A 20,396-nucleotide genomic window follows, 5' to 3' on the forward strand; every position below is an offset into this window, starting at 1 on the left:
TTCCACCAGCCAGCATTTACTATCTTTGTTTTTCAAAAAAGAAAAAATCGAAAATGCTTCGTCTATCAAGCCTTCTTCCTATACTTTTCTTATCGATGTGTTTTTTCTGCCCTCCGAGAGTGCAGGCACAGATGGCTGCTTTATCGGGGCGGATTTTGCTTGCCGACGCACAAACTCCCGCAAAGGGTGCAAAAATTACACTTGCTCCCGGCAACCACAAAGCCACCACCAATGAAAAAGGTTTTTACAAATTTGACCAGTTGCCTGCCGGCGAATACCAGCTTACGGCTGTGCTGGACGAATATCAAAATCTGGTTCGTCAGGTCACCCTGCGCGCCGATGAGGTGATGAAAATCAATTTGGAATTACAACCAAAGCCGGTGCTCCTCGAAAGTGTCGAAATAACTGCTTCTCCCTTTGGCTGCCAGCCATTTCTTACCGATGTGGTGAGCCGTGAGAAGATAGAACGCATGCCGGGACGCGACGTGGGCGATATTTTGCGCAGCCAGCCCAACGTTAGCGGTATTCGCAAAGGCGGCAGCAATATCGATCCGGTGGTGCGGGGTTTGAAATTCAGCCAGCTCAACGTGCAAACCAATACCGGGCAAAAGATCGAAGGCGGCTGCCCCAACCGGATGGATCCCGCTGCTTCTCATATCGACATCAACGACGTGACCCGCATCGAAATCCTGAAAGGCCCTTATGCGCTGCGCTATGGGCCCAACTTCGGTGCGGTACTCAACCTGATAACCGAAAAAGCCCGCCCTTATGAAATATGGCAGCTGCACGCCCGCGCCATAAAAGGTTGGGAAAGCAACCCGGGCGGAACCAAAGAACATGTAACGCTGCAAGGTGGTAACGAAAACATATTTTTTGCCCTTTCGGGAAATCGCCACGACTATGGCAACTACACGGCAGGAAACGGAGAGCTGGTTCCTTCGTCGTTTTTCAAATACAGCTTTTCCGGTGAGGTGGGCTTTGTTCCCGCAAAGCATCATGAGGTGCGGCTTGCCTATCGAAACTCGCAGGGACGCGATGTGAGGTTTCCTTCGCTACCCATGGACGAACGCAGCGACAACACGCAGCTCTATTCGGCTACCTATCGATACACCAACAGCGAATCGCGCGTGCAAAGTATCGACGCCCGCCTTTACCGCTCCGCAGTAAATCACGAAATGGACAACAAATGGCGCCCTTTTTCCGATACTGTGGTGGCCGTTTCCACGGTAGATGCCCTGAACCAGGGTGGCCGCATAGATGTTGGTATCCGACAGAAAAACGCCAGACTTCACGTGGGATTGGATTATGAAAACATCCACAAAGATGGTGAGCGAATCAAATGGTTGATACAACAGCCCAACCTGCCGGTGAAAACCGAAGATTTATGGAAAAATGCTGCCATCAGCAATTTGGGGTTCTTCGGAGAATATCAGCGTCAGCAGGCAGCTTCTTTAGATTTGGTACTTTCGGCGCGGCTGGATATAAACCATGCCGGCAGCGATGCGATGGTGCTTCGCAACATGATGGGCGGCGAGATGTACCGCAACGACAACACCAGCTCCGACTTTGTGAATATGAGCCTGAGTGGCGGCATATCTTACAAAATCAGCAGCGGGCTGACTATGGATTTTGCGCTGGGACGCGGCGTGCGCAATCCCGACATGGTGGAACGATTTATCATCCTGCTGCCGGTGGGCTACGACAACTACGACTATCTCGGCAATCCGCAATTGGCCCCAGAAAAAAACCATCAGGCGGAAGCGACATTTTCATTGACACACGAACGATCAGGTAACTTCAGAATCAGTGGCTTTTATTCTTACATCACCAGCTACATCACAGGTGTAAGGATGCCGCCGGCGCAGGTGATGCCACAAACAGCAGGCGTAGTTGGCGTAAAGCAATTCCAAAACATCGACCTGGCGCACATGTACGGATTTGAATTTACATGGACTTCGCCGCAGCAATGCCCGGTTAACATCAATCTCTCGGCGGCATACACGGTAGGTTTAAATCCTGAAGCAACACACTATATTGTGGAAAATGGACAGGTGGTTACCACCGAAATCGTAAAAAATGATCCGTTGCCGGAGATACCGCCTTTTGAAACAAACCTGCGCCTGGACTATCCGTTGCTCAACAACCGGCTCACACCAGAACTTCACCTTAGATGGGCTGCTGCACAAAACCGGATTTCGCAGGCCTATGACGAACAAAAAACTCCGTCGTTTTTTATTACCAACTTCAGCGTAAGCTATCAAATAATCGAAATGCTTTCGGCATCAGCCGGAGTGAGCAATTTATTTGATACCGCCTGTTACGAGCATCTCAACCGCCGCATCATCGGCTCGAAGGCAGCGCTTTATGAGCCTGGCCGCAATTTTTATCTTAATATCATCCTGACCTTGTAATTTGAAATTTTGTAATAATGCTTTTGAAAATAAAATCTCATCCCGGCTTCTTTTTTAAAAAACATCAACTGTGGTTACTTTTGGTTTTAATGATCGTCGCTTTGGGCGGATGTCACAAGCGCGACGACAAAAGGGTAACCTACCTGGTGACCAGTGATGCCACAGAAATTGCGCTGCAATACCGCGACGGGACAGGGTTACTGCAAAAAACAACACTTCGTCCGGCAGGCGGACAGGACGAATGGCGACATAGTTTTGTAGCCGAACAGGGCGACATCGTTTACCTTTCGGGGAAATATGAGCAGGGCCTGGCCACGCTGACGCTGATGATCACCATCGATGGCAAAGTGTACAAGCAAGCGCAAAGTACCGGCGACACCGTTAGATACGTTACTGTTTCGGGCGTGGTGCCTTACGATTAAAATATTTTAATATGAAGATTTGGAATCAAACAACCTTTTTTATCATCCTGCTGATGACGGCAGGGATCTTGAGTTTTTCAGCTTGCGATAACGGGCACGACCCACAGCCTGATTATCCGTCGGCACGTCTCATGCTCAGCTTTGAACATCTTAATAATGGCGAACCATTACAGTACGACACCATGCGTTACGTGAACGCTGCCGGCAACCATTATCTGGTAAATGAGATTCAATACTTTGTGTCGGATATTACACTGCATTACAGCGATGGCAGCCGGCAAGCACTCGATGGCTGGCAGGCCATTCATTATGTAGATACGGATTTGCCGGAAACACATTTTTTTAATCCCCCTGACATTCTCAAGCCGGGGCATGTGGATAAAATCACTTTTACGTTTGGAATCAGTGAAGAGAAAAACCAATCGCTGATGTTTGTCAATCCGCCGGAGCGCGACATGTTCTGGCCCGAATATATGGGCGGCGGCTATCATTACCTGAAACTCAACGGCAAATGGCTGGCTACGGATGGCGTGGTGAAACCTTTTAATTTTCATCTGGGCATCGGACAGGAATATGGCGGCGGAGGCAGCAACCCCGATTCGATCGTCGGTTTTATTCAGAATTATTTTGAGATTACCCTGCCAGCTTCTTCTTTCGATGCAGAACAAGGAAAGGCTGTTAAGGGCGAGATACAAATGAATATCGAAAACTGGTTTCAGCATCCGCATACCTACGACCACGATGTGTGGGGCGGCGACATCATGCAACAGCAGGCTGCCATGCAACTGGGGTGCGAAAACGGGAAGGCAGATGTTTTCACGTTTAGCTTAAAACAGGATTAGTATTCAATGGTGACCGATTAAAAACAATAGATTCTTCGCTACGCTCAGAATGACAATGGCTTGCGATGGATTGGAGGAGAGAGGGCTAAGCTGGCGGCTGCGCCGCCAGCTTAGCCCTCTCAAAAACTCTAATGCCTTGTCATTCTGATCCGCCAACCGGCGGATCAGAATCTATTTAAAGGAAATTATGTTTACCGGACAACAATGATTAGTATTATTAAAAAACAAGAAAAAACCACGAAAACGATAGGATACAGCGGAAAACAAGAAAAACTACTTTTATTAATCTCTTCGCCTCCGCGATAAAATAAGTTCTTCTCCGCGTCTTCGAGCCTCCGCGGTGAGACCCATAATGAGGATGCATCGAAATGACAACCCGCAACAATCCCATGAGGCATTTGTTCTAACTATCACTCAATCACTCTTCGCTATACTCCCATAAAAACTATGTGACATGCTAAAAAAAATGTTTTCAGGAAAGCCATCACCCAAAACATCTGATGCCCGATTTGAACACCGCCAGCCCTGCGTTGCCGGCCAGTTTTATCCGGCTGATGCCGAAAGTTTGCGCGAGGCCCTGCAACATTATTTTGCGCTGGCAAAATCCCGGGAAAACAAAAATTTACGCGCCATCATCGCACCGCATGCCGGCTATATGTTTTCGGGGCAAACGGCTGCCCATGCCTTCAACCAGATCGATCCCAAGCGAAAGTATCAGCGCGTTTTTCTCATTGGCAGCAGCCACCGCGTGAAACACGAAGGGGCTTCCATCTACAACCGTGGCCACTACATCACACCACTGGGGACTGTAAAAGTTGACCTTGACCTGGCCAATCAGCTTACCCGCGATAACAAAACTTTCACTTTTCATGCCGACGCTCATCTCACCGAACACAGCCTGGAAGTGCAATTGCCATTTCTGCAATATCATCTGCAAAAGGAATTCTGTATCGTTCCCATAATAATTACTACCCAATCGCATCGGGACATTGAAAAGATTGCTGAGGCATTGAAACCCTATTTCACCACCGAAAATTTATTTGTCATCAGTAGCGACTTTTCGCATTATCCGGCTTATGCCGATGCCGTGGCCAACGACCGCCGCACAGCTGAAGCCATCGCCCAAAATTCGCCTGAAGCATTTCTTGAAACAATCGCGCAAAACAACGCCCCTCCTATCGCCAACCTTGCAACGAGCATTTGTGGATGGTCGTCGGTTCTGACGCTGCTGCATCTTACCTGCCATCACGAAAACATACGGGTAAACCTTTTGGATTATACCAATTCGGGCGACGCACCCCGCGGCGACAAGAGCGGCGTGGTTGGTTACTGGGCTATCTCTTTTGATGAAAAGAAAGAGGAACCACGAAAATTTCTGCTGACTGCCGATGAAAAAAAACAACTCCTCCAGATAGCGCATGATGCAGTCGAAGATGTAGTTCTCGGTAAAAAGCACCTGGGTTATGATTTGAACAACCTTCCTGATAAACTAACGGTGCCTATGGGCGCTTTTGTAAGCCTGCACCGTAAAGGAAATCTGCGCGGCTGCATCGGCAGACTTGAAGCAGAGATGCCGCTCTGGGAAACCGTGCATAAAATGGCCGTTTCGGCGGCCACCCGCGATTATCGTTTTGAAAGGTTATCTGCTGATGAGCTTCCAGACCTGCAGATCGAAATATCTGTGCTCACACCCATGCACCGCATCGATGATATCGATGAAATCATTCCGGGAAAGCATGGCATTTTTATCCGCAAAGGAAAAATGACGGGAACCTTTCTTCCGCAAGTTGCCGAAAATACGGGATGGAATACCCTGCAGCTTCTGGAACATTGCGCTGCCGACAAAGCACGCATTGGAAGCGATGGCTGGAAAGACGCCGAGATTTATGTTTATGAAGCGCTGGTGATTGAAGAGAAGAATGTTGCCAGGTAAAATTCGTTGTTCCCTTCGACAAACTGGCTTCGACTGGCTTCGACTCCGCTCAGCCACCGATGCTCAGTTTATAAATTTCACAGTGTTTTACACAGAGTAACCTTTCGACAAGCTCAAGCCGGGGCACTGTGTAACAACTCCGGTTGAAATCCTTCTATTTCCCGCTATTTCCCGCTTCGGCCTGCATCTGTGAAAGAAGCGTCACCACGTCGGCATAAATTTGCTGATAAAGGTCGAGATGTTGCTCATACCAGGCAGTACTCGAATCGTATTGTTGGGGAGTGACATTATGTTTTGCAAAAACTTCGGCCATAAAAGCCCGGCTGCGGACGTCGTCTTCCTGCCCCAGCCTTTTGTATTCCCGCAGCGTAGCCTCGGTAATCTGCAGGTCGGCAATGAGACTTACCATCGAATCGGGAGAAATGATATGATCAGGAACACGTACCGACTTTTTTTCGCCGGCAGGGCTGCATCCGGCTGCAAGTGCTGTTATAGCGATAAGCATCACCAACAAAACCATCCGACAGCGGTATTTGATATTTTCTGATTTTTTCATTTAGCGAAAGCGATAAATATGATTGTTTTAAAATAAGCCCGGCAAACAAAAAAGGCGCAGGAACTTACTTGCGCCACTTTTTTGTGAGTTTTGTCCGAAGGATTAGTTGCCCACCTCCGACAAAAATTTGATACGCATCAGCCGGACCTCCGTCTCATTGTATTCTTCCTCACCCAGCTCGTCGAGGGCTTTCTGTATCGAATCCGATTCGGCTTCACGCCAATAGTCAGTGATCTCTTCCTGATGGTATTGATCCACCGCCTCCTGTATGTAATAATTGATATCGAGCTTGGTACCCGAGGCCACGATGCTTTCAATCTCCGTAATCATTTCATCGAGGGTCAGGTTTTTGGTGTGCGCAATATCATCGAGTGAGAGCTTGCGATCGATGCTTTTGATGATGTAAACTTTCATGCCTGATTTATTTACCACCGACTTCACCACCAGGTCGTTGGGTCTCATTATTTCATTTTCCTCCACGTAGTTACTGATGAGGTCGAGGAAAGGAGCGCCGTACTTCTGTGCTTTTCCCACACCTACGCCAGTAATCTGCGTAAGCTCATCAATGGTAATGGGGTATTGTATCGACATATCTTCGAGCGATGGGTCCTGGAAGATGACAAAAGGCGGCAATTTTTCTTTTCGTGAGATTTGCTTACGCAAATCCTTAAGCATGCTGTAGAGCGCTTGATCGGCGCTGGTTGTTTTGTGAGCGCCGGTAATCATGTCGTCCTCATCCTCGGGGCTGTCGTAGTCGTGGTCACGGGCCAGCATCAAGGTATATGGGGCATCCAGATAATCATAGCCCTGCTTGGTCACCTTGAGCAGACCATAATTGTCGATATCTTTTTTGACAAGGTTTGCGACAAGCGCCTGCCGGATAATGGCATTCCAGAATTTGTCGTCCTGATCGGCGCCCCGCCCGAAGCTTTCAATTTTGTGATGTTTGTACGATTTGAGCGTAGCAGTATTTTTTCCTACCAAAATATTGACAATGTGCTTGGCTTTGAAGAGTTGCTTAACCTCGAGGATGGCATCCAAAACGATTTCGATGTATTCGCTGCCATCAAACTTTTCTTTGGGATGCAAACAGTTATCGCAGGCTCCGCAGTTTTCCTGTTTCAGGTCTTCACCAAAGTAATGAAGCAACTGCACGTGGCGGCAAATCGACGATTCGGCATACGAAACAGTTTCCAGCAGCAGCTGCTGCGCGATCTCCTGCTCAGCCACCGGCTTGCCCTTCATAAACTTCTCTAGCTTCTGAATGTCGTCATAGCTGTAAAAGGTAATACAGTTTCCCTCACCATCGTCGCGGCCGGCACGACCAGTCTCCTGGTAGTAGCCTTCGAGGCTTTTAGGCATATCGTGATGAATCACAAAACGAACGTCAGGCTTGTCTATTCCCATGCCAAAAGCAATGGTAGCAACAATTACATCGTCCTCTTCCATCAGAAACCTATCCTGATTGTTGCGCCGGGTGGCTGCGTCGAGCCCTGCATGATAAGGCAAAGCTTTGATGCCGTTTACCTGTAGTGTTTCGGCGAGTTCTTCAACCTTTTTGCGGCTCAGGCAATACACAATCCCCGATTTCCCTGAATTGTTTTTGATGTATCTGATGATATCCTTGATGACGTCGGTAGTTTTGGGACGTACCTCATAGTATAGGTTTGGCCGGTCGAATGATGATTTGTAAACGGTGGCGTCGAGGATATCGAGGTTTTTCAAAATGTCGTGCTGAACTTTAGGTGTAGCCGTAGCGGTAAGCGCTATCACAGGCACATCCTGGCCAATGGCGTCGATGATAGGACGCAGCCTCCGGTATTCCGGGCGGAAATCGTGCCCCCACTCCGAGATACAGTGCGCCTCGTCGATGGCGTAAAAGGAAATGGTGATGCCTCTGAGAAACTCCACATTTTCTTCTTTGGTAAGCGATTCGGGAGCTACATAAAGCAGCTTGGTGAGGCCGTTGGTAAGATCTTCCTTCACCTGCGCTATTTCGCCGCGGGTGAGCGAGCTATTCATAAAATGGGCAATCCCGGGTTTGGAGCCAAAGTTGCGAAGGGCATCCACCTGGTTTTTCATCAACGCAATAAGTGGGGAAACGATGATGGCTGTGCCTGGTTGGATAATAGCGGGCAACTGATAACACATAGATTTTCCCCCGCCGGTGGGCATGATGACAAAGGTATCTTTGCCTTGAAGTAAATTTTGTATGACTGGTTCCTGGTTGCCTTTAAAACTGTCGAAACCAAAAATGCGTTTAAGCACTTTGTTCAGCGGCAAGTTTTTGGCTTCGGTAAGTGTCGGTTCGAAGTTAAACATAGTTCAGTGTGTTGTTACTGCACAGTAGTCAGTAAGCAAGTTTTTTAATATTTTCTTTTTTCAGTAGTTATAGTTGCACGCGAACGAGCCTTTATGACGATTCTTTTTATTTAATAGTTTTTATTAATTCCATATCAATCAAACAAGACAAATCTAACTCATTTTTTCGAGAAAAGCCGGTAAATGCTACTGCTTACATTATTTTACAGCTTATTAGCAGCGAAATCTGTTCTTTTTTCAGAAATCTAAAAATAAAGCTATTTGGTGATAAACCAGTAGTTTTGCCGACAACATTTAACCTTTTTTATTTTCTCTTTATTTAATTGATGATGAAACTCACTCGCGCACAAATACAGGAACTCGCCCGAAACACCCTACAGACAGAGGCTGATGCTATTTTGCAACTCAAAGAATATGTGGATGATGATTTCTACAAGTGTATCACTCTTATTTATCATTGTAAGGGCCGGGTGGTCATAACCGGCATTGGCAAGAGCGCCATCATCGGCCATAAGATTGTTGCCACACTAAATTCTACCGGCACTCCTGCTATTTTTATCCATGCTGCCGATGCCGTTCATGGCGATCTGGGAGCCATCCGAAAGGAAGATGTAATAGTATGCATCTCCAACAGCGGAAACACGCCCGAAATAAAAGTGCTCATTCCGTACCTAAAACTCTCGGGGAACAAGCTTATTGCAATGACAGGCCATCGCGACTCTTATCTTGGTAAGCAGGCCGATCTTATCATCAACACAGCAGTAGCACATGAAGCCTGCCCAAACAATCTGGCGCCCACCTCCAGCACTACTGCACAACTTGCTATGGGCGATGCTTTGGCGGTATGCCTTCTCGAATACCGCGGCTTCACCATCCGCGACTTTGCCATGGTGCATCCGGGAGGAGCGCTCGGGAAAAAACTTTTCCTACGGGTAGCCGATTTGTATATTAACAACGAAAAACCTCTTGTACAGCACGACACCTCTGTGCAGGACGCCATTATCGAAATCTCTTCGAAACGCCTGGGGGCTACCGTCGTAATGCAACTGGGAAAGCTGGCGGGCATCATCACCGATGGCGACCTGCGTCGAATGATACAGCAAGGTAAATCCGCTGACAATCTCACGGCAGAAGACATCATGTCGCGCAACCCCAAAACCATTGAAGCCGAAATCCTCGTCGCTCATGCCCTCGAAATCATGCGCAACAACAACATCACACAGCTCATCGTCACTGAGCAGGGCGAATACGTGGGCATCATTCATCTTCACGACATCCTCAAGGAAGGGATTTTATAAAAGAATTATTTGTCCGCGAATTTTACCAATTAGGCGAATTGCCGCTAATTATTAAATTTGAATCTGATCCTGCATGCCCGGCTGGCTTTTTTAATAAATTGGCTTCATTTTGAAAACAGGCAGGAACCTGCAAGAATAGACCAGACGAGGCTCAGCTCGTCCAAACCCCCGGAATTGTAGTCAATCCAAATTCGTGTTAATTAGCTTAATTCCTATCAATTCGTAGATTCTTAAACTGTCCGGAGATTTTCGCTGCTGTGCCTGAATGTGAAAATAATCACCCTCTTTCCAAACCAGTCGCTGATTCCTGCGTTTTAATACGACATGCGGCAATAATTTTTTTTCAGGATGGTTTTATAGGCTGTTTTATGGAGGATTATGTACATGAGATTTTTCCCAAAGAGTAAAGTCCGAATGGTGATTTTGCTATGGACACTGGTCTGTAGCAATGCTGCTTTTGGTCAACTTACCAAGATAATGGGAACCGTCACCGATTCTCTTACCGGCGAGCCGCTGCCTTTTGTTAACATCGTTTTCCGCAACACCACCCAGGGCGTCACCACCGACTTCGATGGCAAATATTCTATCGAAACAAAATCGCCCGGCGACAGCCTCACCGCTTCTTTTATTGGTTATCATACCCAACCCCAAAAAGTTATTAAAGGCAAATTCCAGTATATCAATTTCAAATTACTACCCAGCATCCAGGAGCTCGAAACGGTTGTGATCGTAGCGGGCGAAAACCCGGCCGAGGTGCTGCTGCGCAAGATCATCGAAAACAAAAAACACAACGACCCCGATCAGTACGAAGCCTATCAGTACGAGGCTTACAACAAAATGCAGATAGACGCCAACAACATCACCGACAACTTTAAGGAACGCCGCATCTTCCGCCATTTCGAATTTATTTTTGATAATGTGGATACTTCCACGGTTAATGGAAAGACCTATCTGCCCATCTTTCTGTCGGAGTCTATTTCGGATGTTTATTCCAAAAGCAATCCCAGCAAAAGCATCGAAAAAGTAAAAGCAACCAAAATTTCCGGCATCGAAAATGAAAGTGTGATGCAGTTTCTGGGCGACAAATTTAAGCACACCAACATCTACGACAACTACATAGGCCTTTTTCAGAAAAACTTCATCAGCCCCGTCGCCAACTTCGGATTGAATTTTTATAAATATTATCTCATCGACAGCGCCTATTTTGATAATAAATGGTGCTACAAGATTGTGTTTAAACCACGGCATAAACAAACGCTTACCTTCACCGGAAACTTCTGGGTACACGATACCACCTTCGCCATACGCCAGGTGGAGATGCGCATCATGGACGACGCCAACATCAACTTTGTAAACGACCTGATGATTGCCAAAGAGTTCGATCTGATCGACGGAAAGTATTGGTTGCTTACCAAAGACTACATCATCGGCGACCTGAACGTAGTGGAAAAAGACGACAAAATAGTAGGGTTTTTTGGACGCAAAACCACCACCTACCGCAATTTTGTGATAAACCAACCCAAGCCCGATGATTTCTATCGTTTGCCGGTAAACGTAGTTGTGGAAAAAGATGCCAACGAACATCCCGATGAATTTTGGCGGGAGCAGCGCCACGAGGAGCTTACACGCGACGAGAAGACCATCTATTATATGATCGACACGCTGAAGACCATCCCCAAATTCAACACCTACATCGACATCATTCAGATGATCACAACGGGCTACTACGAAACAGGATTTTTCGAAATAGGCCCTTACGCCTCCATGATGAGCTTCAACGCCGTGGAGGGCGCCCGGTTTCGATTGGGTGGCCGCACCAGCAACAAATTCAGCAAACGCATCATGCTCTCGGCCTACACTGCCTTCGGCACCCTCGACAGCCAGTGGAAATATGGCGGCGGCGTGTTGTACATGCTCAACAAAAACCCACGCCGTGCAGTGGGTGGAGAATTTAAATACGACCTCGAACAATTGGGGGCAAGCCAAAACGCTTTCCGCGAAGATTTTTTTCTAACATTTCTCTTCCGTCGCAACCCTGCCGATAAGCTCTCGCTGGTGGAAGAATGGAGCACTTTTTATGAACATGAATGGTTTAATGGTTTCAGCAACAAGATCAATATTATCCATCGCAACCTCTACCCCATCAACGACAACCACTTTGAATATTTCCAGCGCGGCGACACCCTGCAGCCTGTCGGACGCGAAACGGCCATCACCTCTACCGAAATCCGCCTCGATACGCGCCTGGCCTACAAAGAGCGCTTTTTGATGGGCGAATTTGAAAGGATAAGCCTGGGGGCTAAATTTCCCATCCTGGAGCTGCAATACGGCTATGGAATCCCTGATCACCTGGGCGGCGACCACGAATACCATCGCCTGCAGGTCAATATCAGCCACTGGTTCAACACTTTCAACCTGGGATGGAGCAAATACATCATCGAAGCCGGACGAATATGGGGAACGCTGCCTTTCCCGCTGCTCAAACTCCACGAAGGAAACGAGACCTACTTCTTCGATCCCTACTCATTTAATATGATGAACTACTTTGAGTTTGTCAGCGACAAGTATGTGAGCGTCTATTACACACACCATTTCGACGGCTACTTTTTCAACCGTGTTCCATTGCTGCGTCATCTGAAATGGCGCGAAGTAATTTTCGCCAAAGGCCTCGTCGGCGGCCTCGACGAAGCCAACCGCGAATATTCCGTATTCCCGCAGGGCATGAACACATTGGATAAACCTTATTTTGAAGCCGGCGCCGGCATCGAAAATATTTTCAAAATCATCCGCGTGGACGCAATCTGGCGCCTCTCCTATCGCGACCATCCCAACATCACAAAGTTCGGCGTACGCTTCAGCCTTCAGTTTACCTTTTAAAATATACTTTTACACTCTTTTATTTTTTATCTTTTGATTACATGCTTTTAGAAACCAAAAATATTTTTAAAAAATACAAGCACCGAATGGTGGTGAACGATGTGTCGGTGCAGGTGAAACAAGGTGAGATAGTGGGATTGCTGGGACCCAACGGTGCCGGCAAGACCACCACTTTTTACATGATCGTGGGATTGATAAAACCCTACTCCGGCAAGGTGTTGCTCGACGGTGCCGAAATCACCAACCTGCCCATGTATCGGCGCGCAAAGCGTGGAATCGGCTATCTGGCGCAGGAAGCTTCGGTGTTTCGCAAACTTAGCGTGGAAGACAACATCAGAGCAGTGCTGGAATTTACAAAATTCACAAAGACGGAGCAAAAAGAGCGGATGGAACAGATGCTCGAAGAGTTTGGGCTAACCCACGTACGCAAAAGTCTGGGCATCACCCTGTCGGGCGGCGAGCGTCGCCGCACTGAGATAGCACGCGCGCTGGCCGTAGATCCAAACTTTATCCTGCTCGACGAGCCGTTTGCCGGCGTGGATCCGATTGCTGTGGAAGACATCCAACAAATCGTGGCCAAGCTCAAAGAAAAAAATATCGGAATCCTCATCACCGACCACAACGTACACGAAACCCTCAGCATCACCGATCGGGCCTACCTGCTCTTTGAAGGATCGATACTTAAAGCCGGCAGCTCCGAAGAACTGGCTGCTGACGAACATGTCAGGCGTGTCTATCTGGGTCAGAATTTTGAATTGCGCCGATGACGATAAATAAATTACAAAAGTCAATAATTCAAATTCCAAATAAATTCCATTATCAAAAGTTCAAATTTCCAAAATATCACAAGCACTTGGTATTTGAAGTTTAGAACCTATTTGTTTTTTAGGATTTGTTTTTTGGAATTTTTCTAATAAAAATTATTGGTGTCCGGTTAAAAACAATAGATTCTTCTCCGCCATTTGGCGGATCAGAAAGACAAGGGTTTGCGAGGGATTGGAGGAGGGAGGGCTAAGTCGGCGGCGGAGCCGCCGACTTAGCCCTCCCAAAAATCCTAACAGGCTGTCATTCTGAACGAAACGGAGTGGAGTGAAGAATCTATTCAAAAGAAATTATGTTTACCGGACAACAATGAATAAAAATATCGACTTTAGAGATTAACACTAATAATAATTCCATGATCAAGCTTTCTGTCGTCGTCATCACCTTCAACGAAGAGCGCAACATAGCCCGCTGCCTGGCTTCCGTGCAAAAAGTGGCCGACGAGATTCTGGTGGTGGATTCGCTATCGACCGACAACACGGTAGAAATATGTAAAAAATATAGCGCCCGCGTGATCAGCCATCCCTTCGAAGGATTTATCGAACAAAAAAACTTTGCCTTGCGCCAAGCTGCTTTTCCACATCAGCTCTCGCTCGATGCCGACGAAGCACTGACGCCGGAGCTATCCAAACGTATTATTGAGATTAAAAATAGCTGGACGCAAGACGGCTATTCCATGAACCGGCTGGCCAACTACTGCGGCCATTGGATCAGGCACAGCGGCTGGTACCCCGATGCTAAGCTCCGGTTGTACGACAGCCGCCGCGGAAAATGGGGCGGCGTAAATCCGCACGATCGTTTTGAGCTTGTTCCCGGTGCCACTACCGCCCAACTGCAGGGCGACCTGCTACATTACACCTACTACACCATCGAAGAACACGTGGCACAAAGCAACAAGTTCAGCACCATCGCAGCCAGCGAACTGCTGGCACGCGGGCGCCGTGCTACCCTGTTGAAAATTCTGGTGAAACCCATAGCGAAATTTATCCGCAACTATATCATCCACGGAGGTTTCCGGGACGGCTTTTATGGATTTGTGGTTTGCCGGATGACTGCGCACGAAACCTTTCTGAAATATGTAAAGGCGCGGCACATCCATCGGTCATCCGAAAAGAAGTAGTGAATCACAAACTCAGATGCCACATTAAATAAAATTCCAAATAACAATCTTTACAGTCGCCCGGTGAATAGCTCCTGAGCGTCTTTCTGTTTTCAGGGGTTCAGCTACTTACTTTTGCAGGAATTCACCGGGTGACTTACTGCATTTTTTATCATGTTTTTGGGATTTTGTCATCAACCTATTTTCATGATCATACGCGAATTGCTTAACATCAGCTCCAAAGTAATTTCATTTTATCTTTCATTCGTTTCCACTTCAATGCACTCCCCTGCGGCTCCGGAAGTGCGCCAGCAAATGGCGTCCCCATTCGTAGGTATTCGGTGCGGAAAGTGCTGTTGCTGATGCCCCACTTGCGCAAAAACTGTCGACGACCATTATTTTTCTTAATACGACGCACACTTTTGCTGATAAAATGATAGCTACGACTGGCGCTCACCCCTTTAAAATAGCGCACGCCTACCTGCCAAAGTTTCATCATAAAATCAGGATCGGAATACATGCCGGGCGTAAACTCCGTGCTCAGCCCGCCTATCAGGTCCCACATGCGCCGGTGCACCACCAGCGGGTACCAACTGCTGCCATTCCAGTCGGCGTGTTCATAGTTTTTGTATTGCGCCAGCAGCTCGCTTTCGCGAAAAGTGTCGGGGCTGTGACCAAAATCTTCGGGAGCAATCACGCAGGGGTTGAAGGTTTTGCGTGGTTCTATTTTGGTTGCCGAAACCGCAAAATAGGGATGCCCGATTTTCTCGACTTCCTGCCAAAGGTAAAAATCCCAATCGGGCAGAAGGTAGTTGTCGTCGTCGATGAGAAGCAGGAAGTCACTCTTTGCGAGCGAGGCAGCCGCATTAAAAGCAAAACAAACGCCTACATTTTCGCTAGAATAGCTGTAGCTAAAATTCTGTTGTTCCACCCATTGGCGGGTGCCGTCGGAGCCTTCGTTTACGTGCACCACTATCTGATGTTGGTAGCGGCTGTGCTCCCGGATGCTGCGCACGAGCAACTGCAAATGCGGCAAATTATTCCAGGTAGGAATTACTATCGAAAATCTGTGTGATGATTCCGCTTCAGCGGGATGAAATGTGATGGGTGAAATGGTCATTTTGATCGTTGTTTGTTCTTTGGTGTTTGTTGTTCGTTAATTGTTAATCGTTAATCCGTTAATTGTTAATCGTTGTTCCCTTCGACTTGGTTCGGCTTGGTTCGACTACGCTCACCAACCAACGCTCACCAACCGACACTCAGGGCAAGTGTTGTTTGTTGTTCGTTGTGGTTCTCAATTTTCGCTCACCACTCACCGCTCACCGCTCACCGCTCACCAATCCCCTCTTTCCTCACATGTATCCTTTAATTTTATAATAAGCAATGGCCACGTATTCGCGCAGCACATCAATTTCGAGCTTCAAATAATTCCACATGTTGTAACGCAAACCAACACTTCGGCCGGGCGAGGTAACCAATTTGTCTCGTTCGTCCGGGTTGAGCAACAACTCAGGATCGAAAGCTGCCTGAAAAGCCGGCAAGCCAAAGACATTTGTAAAACCACATTTACTAAAAGTGTGTACGCTGCGATAAATGTGCTCCGGCGAAGTGACGATAAGTAAAACATCATTGTCGGCGACTCCCTGCATCAGGCGGATGCCGCAGGCCTGAGTGTGTGTATTTGTCCCATGCTTTTCAAAGCGAAACCGATCGGGCGCGATGCCGTAAAGTGTCATCTGCTGGTACATTTCGTAGCCGGTGCTGTTGAGAAAATCACCTGCAGCGGCCGGCATGGTGATGATGACCTTAGCCTGGGGAAAACTTTTTGCGGCCAACGCTGCATAATGGCAACGCATCAGTGCAGCGCCTCCGGGCATGGCGCCGGCGCCCATCACCACGATGTAATCAGGAGCCTGCTGCAAATCATCACCGAAAGTTCCCAGCCGATGGTAAGCATGAAATGGCAGCGAGGTAAAACTCACCACCAACATCAGCAAGGCGATGGCGCCTGCTACTGCCAGCACTCGCATGGCCAGCCGACCAAGGCGGTGCCATAAATGCGTGTATGAAGAGGTTCTTGTCATGTGTTTCTGAAATCCCAAAAAACAATAAAACATCCGCCGGTAGCCGGAGTAAACAATCACAAATAAAAATCAATTATGAAAATCCCAAAAATCAAATTTCAAGTATCCGTAGCTTTTTGATTTTTGGATTTTATTTATCATTTGGATTTTGTCATTTGAAAAATCTTTAAATGGCATCTTATCATTAATATTATCGATTCTATTTTTCCCGCCTCAAAAGTAGCTTTTTGGCGCGAAACAAAAATCCGTTCTATCTTTACCCGCTTAATTTTCTCGCTTTTATGACCAACTTCTTCGGGATAACACGCACTCATCTCTATTATATCGGGCTGGCACTGATGCTCATTGCACTGCCACTGTCGAAGTTTCTGATGAGTGTTTCGCAGTTTTGGCTGCTGACGATATGGCTTTTCGACAAAGATATTCTGAATAAATGGCGCCGGTTTTTCCGGAATCCAACCGCCATGCTCCTGGTGTCCCTCTATTTGCTGTACGTCGTTGGATTGCTTTGGACCACCGATTTCGATTATGCGCTCAAAGATCTGCGGACGAAGTTGCCGCTGCTGGCAATACCCATTATCATTTCTACATCGCCACGCGTAAGTCGCGGCTTGTTTTATTGGTTGATGCTAATATTCATCGCTGCAAATGTGATCGGCACTTTTTTCAGCATGCACGAGCTGCTCACCAAAGAGATCACCGAGATCAGGACTATTTCGCTTTTCATGTCGCACATCCGCTTTAGCCTCAATATTTGCGTAGCCATCTTTGCGGGACTTTATCTCGTTTTCGGTGTGCGCTTTTTTAAACTTTGGGTACGCATCGCCCTTTTTGTGGCCGTTGTTTGGCTGGCAATCTTTCTGGTCATCCTCGAATCCGTCACAGGCATCGCCATTTTGATGGCAACGATGAGTTTGCTTGCGCTAATATTTGTTTTCACCAGCCGCAGCCGTCTTTTAAAATACAGCATCCTGGCGGCATTATTAGCTGCTGTTCTGATTTTGTTTTTCTACATCCGCGCACTTTATCTGGAGTACATTCCCGACGAGCCTTTTTTACATCCGGGGCTCGAACAAACTACAAAACTCGGAAATCCTTACCGCCACGACTCCACGCTAAGAGGCGCCGAAAACGGCCATTGGGTTGGGCAATACATCCAGATTACTGAGCTTCGCAACAGTTGGCAGCAGCGCAGCAGCATCCCGTTTGATAGTCTGGACGCCGGGGGCAATTGGGTGCGCTATACGCTCATCCGCTACCTTACAAGCAAAGGGCTGCGCAAAGATGCTGAAGGTGTAGCTACCCTCGCCGACACCGATATCCGATACATCGAAAAAGGCTATGCCACCGTTTACCAGCCCGTCGAAACCAGCTTTACAAACCGCATGCGCACCATCATCTGGGAGGTGATGCTGTACAAATATTCGGGATACCTCAGCGGACATTCTGTAGCGCAACGCATCGAGTTTTGGCGTGCCGGCTTTCATATCATCCACAACAACTTCTGGCTTGGAACCGGCACCGGCGACATCCGGCAGGCTTTCCAAACCGCCTACGAAGAGCTCAACTCGCAACTGGAGCCACAGTATAGGTGGCGCACCCATAACCAATATTTCAGCGTGCTGGCCACTCTTGGCATTTTTGGATTGCTGTGGTTTCTGTTCACCCTCATCTGGCCGGGAAAACTCCGGGGCATGTACACCGATTATTTTTACCTCGTCTTTTTCTGTATCCTCACCCTCTCGATGCTCACCGAAGACACCATCGAAAACCAGGCGGGCGCTACCTTCTTTGCTTTTTTCATGTCGTTTCTGCTGTTGGCGCGCAGCCACAAAGATTATTTCTTTAAACTCCAATCATGACGCTCGAAAATCTACAAAATAACCCGCCCGACGAGATGTGGTATGTGGTGGTAAATCCCAATGCCGGCAACCGAAAAATTGCGCGCGACTGGGAGAAGATCCGCGAGATGCTTGAGGAGAGCGGTTTTAAATTTGAATACGTGCTCACCGAGCGTATGCTTCAGGCAATAGCCCTTACCACGCAAGCTGTACAGAGGGGTTTTCGCCGGTTTATTGCCGTGGGCGGCGATGGAACCTTCAACGAAGTGGTGAATGGTATTTTTAGGCAAACGGAAGTGCCGTCTATGGATTTTACGGTAGCCATCATCCCGGTAGGAACCGGTAACGACTGGGGTCGGATGTTCGAAATTCCCGCCGATTATCAGCAGGCCATTGATGTGATAAAGCAAGGCAAAACCTTTGTTCAGGATGTCGGAATAGTCAGCTATCGCAATAATGGGTCTTTTGACACCCGCTACTTTGTGAATATTTCCGGGATGGGTTTTGATGCTATGGTGGCGCATAAAACCAACCAACAAAAAGCCGAGGGCAAGGGCAACGCCATCTCCTATTTTATAAACCTTTTCACCAGCCTTTTTGAGTACAAGCCGCGCATCATCGAGGTTACCATCGACAGCACACGATATAGCTTCAACATTTTCAGCATGAGCGTAGGCATCTGCCGCTACAATGGCGGCGGCATGAAACAACTGCCCCACGCCATCCCCGACGATGGCCTGCTGGACATTACTGTTATAAAAAAGATTGGACTGGGAACACTGCTGGCGCAACTGCGTAACCTCTACACCGGCACCTTTATCAAACATCCCAAAGTGGCAGTCTTCACCGCCCGCAAGGTGACGGTACAAAGTCGTAAGAAAGGTTTTATGATGGAAGCCGACGGCGAAAGCCTGGGCGAAGCGCCGCTGGAAATAACACTGCTGCCGCGCGCGCTGCGAGCTATTATTCATACTGCGCCATGAAGTTGGGATGAAATATGAACATCAAAAAAAAGTATCCCTAAACGCCGCCATTGGCGGCACCGCCGAGGTTTTGGGCAGCGGCTTGTAGCAACCTCTCCGAGCCATTCCCAAAAAATAGTTTGCCGGATATTACTAAAGTAAAATGGCTAAATCTTCGGGGTTTTTCAAGGCTTTTTAATCATTCCCTGTTTTTTCTTTCCAAATTTTAGGGTTACGATCGGTGCTTATTACGGATAAAACTTCAACGGTACTGTTTTCTTCATTAATAAAGAAATGAATCATGTAGGGAAATTTTCTAACCACAACACAGCGGATTTCATTGTAACGAACTGCGTAAATCTGTGGGTCTGTGTTTAGGGAGTCAATATGCTTGATTAGTTGTTTCCTGAAACCTATTACCAAGTACTGCCTGCTGTTTGTTGTACCAATGGGTAATTTCCTGAATATCGGCAAGGGCTTCAGGTTCGATTTAAACTTTGTACTTTTTCATCAGGCTTCAACTTTTTTTTAGCTTCGTCCCAATCCAAAAGCCATTCGGGCTGCTTTCGTACCTTATCAAAACGCTCCATGACTAATTTTCGGTGCGCTTCAGGAATCTCAAAATGCTCCTGCTCTTTCGTTAAAGCATAATCGAGTATGTTTTTAATGGCATTAATCAGGTTTACATCGTCCACCTGCTTAAACTGCTCTATGATAATTGCCTTTTGAGCTTGTAAATTCATGATTCGTGATTTTAGATTCAATGACCGTATTGCCTGGACAAAATTATAGTTTTTGTTTTAACCTCTCCTTTTAAATTCAATCAACCAGCCTCGGCGGGATCTGTACCGTTGCACCATGCGTTGTTTGCTATCTTTGTCGCTGAAAAATATTAGCAAATACATGTCCTCAATCACACCGGTGAAT

The 20,396-nt window shown here is 47.4% G+C and carries 15 protein-coding genes; 10 read left to right on the top strand and 5 right to left on the bottom strand.

Annotation, left to right across the window (positions count from 1 at the left end):
* Window positions 1–53: 53 nt before the first annotated feature.
* The 4 genes from VFC92_05180 to amrB all read left to right on the top strand — a co-directional run bounded on the left by VFC92_05180 (window position 54) and on the right by amrB (window position 5,608).
* A complete protein-coding gene (locus VFC92_05180; GenBank protein HZK07572.1) occupies window positions 54–2,411 on the top strand; it encodes a TonB-dependent receptor in 2,358 nt (785 codons plus the stop codon).
* Window positions 2,412–2,500: 89 nt separating this feature from the next.
* Window positions 2,501–2,833, top strand: coding sequence for a hypothetical protein (locus VFC92_05185; GenBank protein ID HZK07573.1), 333 nt, complete (start codon window positions 2,501–2,503; stop codon window positions 2,831–2,833).
* Between the two features lie 11 nt (window positions 2,834–2,844).
* Window positions 2,845–3,675, top strand: a complete 831-nt coding sequence (locus VFC92_05190; protein ID HZK07574.1) for an MbnP family protein — start codon at window positions 2,845–2,847, stop codon at window positions 3,673–3,675.
* Between the two features lie 454 nt (window positions 3,676–4,129).
* On the top strand, window positions 4,130–5,608 hold the full coding sequence (amrB, locus tag VFC92_05195) for an AmmeMemoRadiSam system protein B (protein ID HZK07575.1): 1,479 nt from the start codon (window positions 4,130–4,132) through the stop codon (window positions 5,606–5,608).
* A gap of 154 nt (window positions 5,609–5,762) precedes the next feature.
* Here amrB and VFC92_05200 read toward each other — a convergent pair whose 3' ends face one another.
* Window positions 5,763–6,164 (bottom strand): DUF4296 domain-containing protein, encoded by a 402-nt coding sequence (locus VFC92_05200; protein HZK07576.1) that lies wholly within the window; start codon window positions 6,162–6,164, stop codon window positions 5,763–5,765.
* Window positions 6,165–6,266: 102 nt separating this feature from the next.
* Complete coding sequence (recQ, locus tag VFC92_05205; protein HZK07577.1) at window positions 6,267–8,486, bottom strand: DNA helicase RecQ; 2,220 nt, start codon at window positions 8,484–8,486, stop codon at window positions 6,267–6,269.
* 326 nt (window positions 8,487–8,812) lie between these two features.
* Here recQ and VFC92_05210 point away from each other — a divergent pair, with 326 nt between their 5' ends.
* The 4 genes from VFC92_05210 (at window position 8,813) to VFC92_05225 (ending at window position 14,603) form a co-directional block, all read left to right on the top strand.
* Window positions 8,813–9,784 (top strand): KpsF/GutQ family sugar-phosphate isomerase, encoded by a 972-nt coding sequence (locus VFC92_05210; protein ID HZK07578.1) that lies wholly within the window; start codon window positions 8,813–8,815, stop codon window positions 9,782–9,784.
* Between the two features lie 414 nt (window positions 9,785–10,198).
* Complete coding sequence (locus tag VFC92_05215) at window positions 10,199–12,661, top strand: DUF5686 family protein (protein ID HZK07579.1); 2,463 nt, start codon at window positions 10,199–10,201, stop codon at window positions 12,659–12,661.
* Between the two features lie 41 nt (window positions 12,662–12,702).
* The gene (gene lptB / locus VFC92_05220) at window positions 12,703–13,428 is read left to right on the top strand and encodes an LPS export ABC transporter ATP-binding protein (protein ID HZK07580.1); all 726 of its coding nucleotides are present in this window, start codon (window positions 12,703–12,705) and stop codon (window positions 13,426–13,428) included.
* 410 nt (window positions 13,429–13,838) lie between these two features.
* Window positions 13,839–14,603, top strand: coding sequence for a glycosyltransferase family 2 protein (locus VFC92_05225; protein HZK07581.1), 765 nt, complete (start codon window positions 13,839–13,841; stop codon window positions 14,601–14,603).
* A gap of 211 nt (window positions 14,604–14,814) precedes the next feature.
* Here the strand turns inward: VFC92_05225 and VFC92_05230 are convergent, their stop codons facing one another.
* Together VFC92_05230 and VFC92_05235 are read right to left on the bottom strand one after the other, a co-directional pair.
* A complete protein-coding gene (locus VFC92_05230) occupies window positions 14,815–15,702 on the bottom strand; it encodes a glycosyltransferase (GenBank protein HZK07582.1) in 888 nt (295 codons plus the stop codon).
* A 232-nt stretch (window positions 15,703–15,934) separates the two neighbouring features.
* Window positions 15,935–16,666, bottom strand: a complete 732-nt coding sequence (locus VFC92_05235) for an ElyC/SanA/YdcF family protein (GenBank protein HZK07583.1) — start codon at window positions 16,664–16,666, stop codon at window positions 15,935–15,937.
* 281 nt (window positions 16,667–16,947) lie between these two features.
* Between VFC92_05235 and VFC92_05240 the strand changes: the two genes are divergently transcribed.
* Window positions 16,948–18,528: an O-antigen ligase family protein gene (locus VFC92_05240; GenBank protein HZK07584.1), complete on the top strand. Its 1,581-nt coding sequence runs from the start codon at window positions 16,948–16,950 to the stop codon at window positions 18,526–18,528.
* Window positions 18,525–19,490 carry a diacylglycerol kinase family protein gene (locus VFC92_05245; GenBank protein ID HZK07585.1) on the top strand — a complete coding sequence of 322 codons (966 nt, stop codon included), beginning with the start codon at window positions 18,525–18,527 and terminating at the stop codon, window positions 19,488–19,490. Before VFC92_05240 ends, VFC92_05245 begins: the two co-directional genes overlap by 4 nt.
* A gap of 458 nt (window positions 19,491–19,948) precedes the next feature.
* On the opposite strand, the gene VFC92_05250 is transcribed toward VFC92_05245, so the two are convergent.
* The gene (locus VFC92_05250; GenBank protein HZK07586.1) at window positions 19,949–20,212 is read right to left on the bottom strand and encodes a hypothetical protein; all 264 of its coding nucleotides are present in this window, start codon (window positions 20,210–20,212) and stop codon (window positions 19,949–19,951) included.
* Window positions 20,213–20,396 lie beyond the last annotated feature (184 nt).

This window comes from Bacteroidales bacterium, assembly GCA_035647615.1.
Classification (GTDB): Bacteria; Bacteroidota; Bacteroidia; order Bacteroidales; family 4484-276; genus SABY01.